The organism is Enterobacter sp. CM29 (assembly GCF_013179605.1).
GTDB lineage: Bacteria > Pseudomonadota > Gammaproteobacteria > Enterobacterales > Enterobacteriaceae > Enterobacter > Enterobacter intestinihominis.
The window spans coordinates 1-5550 of record NZ_JABMCU010000243.1; the positions used below are offsets into that span (position 1 = coordinate 1).

Below are 5550 nucleotides of genomic sequence, written 5' to 3' on the forward strand. Positions count from 1 at the left end.
TCTGACTGAAGAGCAAGCAAAGTTGCTGGCCGAGTTCAAAACCGAACACGCGCACCAGCAGCATGAACATGATGGGAAAGCGTAATACGCTCCCGAATATCAGTTTACCCAGGATAAGAGATTAAATTATGAGCAACATTATTAAGCAACTTGAACAAGAGCAGATGAAGCAGGACGTACCTTCCTTCCGTCCAGGTGACACCGTGGAAGTGAAAGTATGGGTTGTTGAAGGTTCCAAAAAACGTCTGCAGGCATTCGAGGGCGTGGTTATCGCTATTCGTAACCGCGGTCTGCACTCTGCATTCACTGTTCGTAAAATTTCCAACGGCGAAGGCGTTGAGCGTGTCTTCCAGACTCACTCTCCGGTAGTTGACAGCATTGCTGTTAAACGTCGTGGTGCTGTACGTAAAGCTAAACTGTACTACCTGCGTGAGCGTACTGGTAAGTCTGCTCGTATTAAAGAGCGTCTGAACTAAGATTCGCTTAAGCGACATCCTGTCAGAAAGGGCTGGCCGAAAGGCTGGCCCTTTTTTTATCTCATCGCAACTCTCGCGTTAACCCTTCCGTCATAAATCATTTACAATGTTCGCCTCTTGGGTGGAGGGTAAGTGGATAACGTACTGCATCAGCATAGCTGGAAACGCGCAGCGGCATTGACCGCGCTGTTTGCGATCCTGCTGATCGTCGTGGCGCCGCTGATCTCCGTCTCGCTGCAAAAAGATCCCATGAGCGCCATGCCGGGTATGCACCATGACATGAGCATGATGTCGATGGACGAGCATCATGGGGATATGCCGCATTCCATGCCAGTTGACCATGCGGAAGCTTGCGGCTACTGCGTGCTGTTAGCGCATGTGCCGGGCGTGATGCTGGCGCTTATCGTTCTGCTCAGCGTGGTGTTGCAGCGGCTGCGCATGAAGCCGCCTCGTCAGGCGGTCAGCCACTGGCACTTTTTCCCCTGGCTTTACCCCGATACCCGCGCGCCGCCGCGTCGGTCTGCTTTCTCCCTTTAAAACAAAATCACTCACTTTTTGCCTTAAAAAGGAAAAGTATGACTACCTGCACTCCGCGCGCGGCATGGGGAAACCTGCTGCGTCGCCTCCATTTCTATATCGGGCTGTTTGTTGGTCCGTTTATTTTCTTCGCAGCGCTGACCGGAACGCTGTATGTCGCCACGCCGCAGCTTGAAAATGCGCTGTACCATCATGCACTCCACACGGATGCCGTGGGTGAGGCGCAGCCTCTTGCTGCACAAATTGCCGCGGCCGAAAAGGCCGTAGAATCAGATCTGCGTCTGCATGCCGTTCGTCCGGGGCTGGAAGAGGGCGAAACGACCCGCGTGATGTTTGCCGACCCGGCGCTGGGTCCCTCCGAGCATCGGGCTATTTTTATTGATCCCGCCAGCCTTGAGGTTCGAGGGGATATGACCGTCTACGGCACCAGCGGGATTTTACCGCTGCGTCAGACTATCGATTATCTGCATACCTCGCTGATGCTGGGCAACCTCGGGCGCCTCTATAGCGAGTTAGCCGCCTCGTGGATGTGGGTTGCTGCCCTGGGCGGGATCGCGCTGTGGTTCTATACCCGACCGAAGCGCCGTATTAACAATCGTTTCCAGAATCGTCGTCGCCTGCATGTGATCTTAGGCTGGACGTTACTGGCGGGAATGCTGCTGTTCTCAGTCACCGGATTAACCTGGTCACAATGGGCCGGTGGCAACGTCGATAAGCTGCGTGCAGAGATGAACTGGCTGACGCCGCAGGTAAACACCACCCTTTCCGGTGCGCCGGAAATGATGGATGAACACGCCGAACATCGTGGTCATCACGGCGGAATGTCGATGCCTGAAATGCCTGTTGAACTGTCGCTTTTTGACAGCGTATTGCAGGCCGCCCGCCAGTCAGGAATTGATGCTAACAACGTTGAGATCCGTCCGGCAAGCAGGGTCGACCAGGCCTGGACGGTGACGGAAATCGATCGCCGCTGGCCGACGCAGGTTGATGCCGTTGCTGTGGACCCCCACTCTCTGAAGGTGCTGGACAGGACTCGCTTTGGGGATTTCCCGCTGATGGCTAAACTCACCCGCTGGGGCGTGGATTTCCATATGGGGATCCTGTTTGGTCTGGCAAATCAGCTGCTGCTCATCGCGTTTGGCGTTGCGCTGTGCGTGCTGATTATCTGGGGATACCGGATGTGGTGGATGCGTCGTCCTGCGACGTCAGCCGCGAACCCGGTACAGACGCTCTGTCAAAGCTGGCTGGCATTGCCGCTGTGGGGAAGGGGAGTGACGTTCATGATAAGCCTCCTGCTGGGGCTGGCGTTGCCGGTAATGGGCTCCAGTCTGGCGGTATTTATCGTGATTGACTGGCTGCGCTGGCGAGCGGCTTCAGGCGTGTCGCTCGCCGGCACATCCGCTAAATAGCCTTAAGGCGTGCTGATAACTACCGCAACACGGCGGTTTTCAGCGCGCCCTTGCGCAGTACGGTTGCTGCTGAGAGGGTATTTTTTGCCTAAACCCCGCGTAGTGAGGTTGCTGCGCGGGATGTTCGCGCCCTTCGCCCAGGCATCCGCTACAACATTGGCACGTTTTAACGAAAGCGCTTCGTTGTAGCTCTCTTCGCCATAGTTATCCGTATGGCCGTCCATCCGGGCGTGATTCAGACCGGTTGCCGCCAGACGTGAGGCCATAGTCTGGATCTGCGTTTCACTTTCCGGACGCAGTCTGGCGTCATTTTTATCAAACAGGATCTTATCCGACAGGCCCAGGGACCAGTCGCCATTCAGTTCGTTAAAGCCGTAGGACTTCATGGCCGCGATTTGCTCTGGTGTGAATTTACCCTCCGGCGTCTGGCACCCGGACATAACCAGAGATGCCAGTAACAACGGCGCGATGTATCGCTTCAACATATCGTCTTCCTTTCAGGGTATTGTTTTCGAACGCTGGTTTTTGACCAGGTACATATTGCGATCGGCTTGCTCAAGTAATGCCTCGACGGAGGCATTTTCCCACGCCAGAGCAAAGCCAATGCTGAGTGACATTGATGCTGTGTGTCCGTTATGCAGATCAAACGGACGGATAAATTGCTGCGACAGCGCAGCGCAAATATATTCGACCTCACGCGCGGTGTGGACGCCATAAAGGATCATGGCAAACTCGTCGCCGCCAAGACGGTAAGACTGATGACGTTTTTCGCCAAATTCGACCATCCTTTTTGCGGCTTCGATCAGTACGCAGTCGCCCGCGGCATGGCCCCAGGTGTCGTTAATAAACTTGAAGTTATCACCATCCAGGAAGAGCAGGGCAGAATTGGTCTTTGCCGAAGCGTCATTCATTAAGGCCGCAATGTTGTTGCGAAACGCGGCGCGGTTTGCAAGCCCCGTGAGCGGATCGTGCATGGCGGTACGCAACAGTTGAGCGTTTTTCGCCTGTAGCTTGAGCTGCCACTCTTCCATTTCATCCAGCAGGCTGTTGAAGTCTTCACCAAACTGGTGGAACTCTTCGATGCGGCCTTCCGTTACCCGGCGAGAGAAGTTGCGGTTGGTACGGACGTCATGCACAACGTCAGTGATGTTTTGCATTTCAACAACCATGCCATGATGTAGCGAGCGGGTGATGGTCAATGCGACGGCAGAGGCAAAAAGAATGCAGCCGGTGAGGACCGCAAATGAGAGCCAGATAAAGTGGCTAATCAGGCTGTCTCGTGCGGTCAGACGAATTTCGCCAATCACATTACCGTTATGTATGATGGGCTGTGCGACAGGAACAGGGAACAACCACCGGTTGACCAGCGCGCCCAGCGTGTCGGTATTATCCGCCGGGTTCCACGACCACCAGGCAAACCGTTTATGATGTGCATTAAGCACTTCCGCCACGGCAAATTGCCCCTGCTTGCCGAGGGTCGCCAGCGTTTCATTTGCCGCCACGGCATCGTTGAACACCAGAGAAGCCTCAAGGCTGTGGCTCATGGTGGCGCCGGTGAGTTCGAGGTTTTTTTGCGCGTATTGCTTTAATGTCACCACGGAAGCGAAACACAGCAGCAACCATATAAACGTCATCGTTATAATGACGCTTATCATGCTGATTCGCCGCAACGTTCTTTTAAACGTCGGACGCGGTGTTGGTGTGACTTCCTTATTCATGCTTCTTATTCCGTGCGAGCATTAATACATCCGGATTGACTCTTACGCCACTGCGCGTCAGCGCATCCAGATTTACGGAAAACCTGACCTTGTTGTGCTCTATTATCAGACAAAATGCGCTGCCAATAACGCATTCAGGATTTTGCTCTGACATTAATAGCAACGCCTGGCCCTGATATTGATTTATTATTTCCTGTTGTTTTGCCGGTGATTCGCTCCCGAAATAGAGGGCATCGCACCTTGCTGTGAGTGCTTCCCGATCGCTATGCACAATGACAGGACTATAGGGCAACGGGTTATTTACATCTTCACTGCTGAGCGCCTGTCTGTAACGGGAAGAGGCATAAATACAGAGCTTAGGCTGGCCGGAAAGTGCTGGCCATCGGGTGTAGCTTACAATACCAGAAACAATCGAACGTACCGATTTATCCGTTTCCGTGAGCGAGCCTGCCCTTGCAGGGTTCACCAAAATGAACAGCATTAGCGCCAGGGGGAGATGAAGTAAAGCGATCAAGAATGTATTTCTCATCAGAATCCGCCAAACCGCCCCGGAAATAGATGCCCTTATGAATTTCCGGCAGAATACCATTCTTTCTCAAAGCCGTCATTATGTCAGAAATATCCCTGTCTTGACCTAAGCTAAATCTTACAGGGCACGATATTCAAAGTAATTTAGGCAGGCTCAATTAAGTCTGCTGGAATTCATACTTTTATTCATTTTTTGTTGCCAGGATTTATGTAGCCACGCAACTTTCCCTCAATTCACCCGAGGATAATTAAGCTAACGGCCAGCGCCTGGATAGCGTCCCTGGTGTGAGCGTAGATTGGCATTAAAAGCGTGTGTGTAATTTTAAGTTTACGTTTTTAACCTGTGATTTGGCATCTAAATGGCTACTGTAAAATAATCTGTACGTATTTTGGATTGAAATCTTTACTCGATGTGTTATCGTTGTGTCACCTCTTCGAGGAAAACCACTATCGCAAACGAGTTTTACAGGATCGCAATCATGCAAAAAGACGCGCTGAACAACGTACATATCACTGACGAACAGGTGTTAATCACCCCGGATCAACTGAAGGCGGAATTCCCGCTGAGCGTCGCGCAGGAAGCTCAGATTGAGCACTCTCGCCAGACCATTTCTGACATTATCGCAGGCCGCGATCCGCGCCTGCTGGTGGTATGTGGTCCTTGCTCCATTCACGATCCTGAAACCGCCATTGAGTACGCTCGTCGATTTAAAGCATTAGCGGAGGAGGTCAGCGATAGCCTCTATCTGGTGATGCGCGTCTATTTTGAAAAGCCACGTACAACGGTTGGCTGGAAAGGGTTGATTAACGATCCGCACATGGATGGCTCGTTTGATGTGGAAGCGGGCCTGAAGATTGCGCGTCGCCTGCTGGTGGAGCTGG

Annotated in this window: 6 protein-coding genes and 2 pseudogenes; 5 read left to right on the forward strand and 3 right to left on the reverse strand. The window is 52.8% G+C overall.

Annotated elements, in window-relative coordinates; translation table 11 throughout:
• The 4 genes and pseudogenes from HP459_RS20805 to HP459_RS20820 form a co-directional block, all read left to right on the forward strand.
• A pseudogene (locus HP459_RS20805) lies at window positions 1–85 on the forward strand (tRNA (guanosine(37)-N1)-methyltransferase TrmD); the annotation flags it as partial.
• A gap of 43 nt (window positions 86–128) precedes the next feature.
• On the forward strand, window positions 129–476 hold the full coding sequence (gene rplS / locus HP459_RS20810) for a 50S ribosomal protein L19 (protein ID WP_002914145.1): 348 nt from the start codon (window positions 129–131) through the stop codon (window positions 474–476).
• A 132-nt stretch (window positions 477–608) separates the two neighbouring features.
• Window positions 609–1013 carry a DUF2946 domain-containing protein gene (locus HP459_RS20815; protein WP_022649065.1) on the forward strand — a complete coding sequence of 135 codons (405 nt, stop codon included), beginning with the start codon at window positions 609–611 and terminating at the stop codon, window positions 1011–1013.
• A 38-nt stretch (window positions 1014–1051) separates the two neighbouring features.
• Entirely contained in the window at window positions 1052–2422 is a 1371-nt protein-coding gene (locus HP459_RS20820; protein ID WP_171936763.1) for a PepSY domain-containing protein, read from the forward strand.
• Between the two features lie 2 nt (window positions 2423–2424).
• Here the strand turns inward: HP459_RS20820 and HP459_RS20825 are convergent, their stop codons facing one another.
• The 3 genes from HP459_RS20825 to HP459_RS20835 are packed head-to-tail and all read right to left on the reverse strand — an operon-like array spanning window position 2425 to window position 4669.
• Window positions 2425–2907 (reverse strand): OmpA family protein, encoded by a 483-nt coding sequence (locus HP459_RS20825; RefSeq protein ID WP_045308388.1) that lies wholly within the window; start codon window positions 2905–2907, stop codon window positions 2425–2427.
• 12 nt (window positions 2908–2919) lie between these two features.
• Window positions 2920–4140, reverse strand: a complete 1221-nt coding sequence (gene dgcN, locus HP459_RS20830; RefSeq protein WP_045308387.1) for a diguanylate cyclase DgcN — start codon at window positions 4138–4140, stop codon at window positions 2920–2922.
• Complete coding sequence (locus tag HP459_RS20835) at window positions 4133–4669, reverse strand: YfiR family protein (RefSeq protein WP_032622391.1); 537 nt, start codon at window positions 4667–4669, stop codon at window positions 4133–4135. Before HP459_RS20835 ends, dgcN begins: the two co-directional genes overlap by 8 nt.
• A 478-nt stretch (window positions 4670–5147) precedes the next feature.
• On the opposite strand from HP459_RS20835, the pseudogene aroF reads away from it, so the two are divergent.
• Window positions 5148–5550: pseudogene (gene aroF, locus HP459_RS20840) on the forward strand (3-deoxy-7-phosphoheptulonate synthase AroF); the annotation flags it as partial.

What these genes read in the sequence shown, in the direction of transcription:
- HP459_RS20825 (WP_045308388.1), bottom strand. Translation starts at nt 2,907, where the DNA reads ATGTTGAAGCGATACATCGCGCCGTTGTTACTGGCATCTCTGGTTATG.
- HP459_RS20820 (WP_171936763.1), top strand. Translation starts at nt 1,052, where the DNA reads ATGACTACCTGCACTCCGCGCGCGGCATGGGGAAACCTGCTGCGTCGC.
- dgcN (WP_045308387.1), bottom strand. Translation starts at nt 4,140, where the DNA reads ATGAATAAGGAAGTCACACCAACACCGCGTCCGACGTTTAAAAGAACG.
- rplS (WP_002914145.1), top strand. Translation starts at nt 129, where the DNA reads ATGAGCAACATTATTAAGCAACTTGAACAAGAGCAGATGAAGCAGGAC.
- HP459_RS20835 (WP_032622391.1), bottom strand. Translation starts at nt 4,669, where the DNA reads ATGAGAAATACATTCTTGATCGCTTTACTTCATCTCCCCCTGGCGCTA.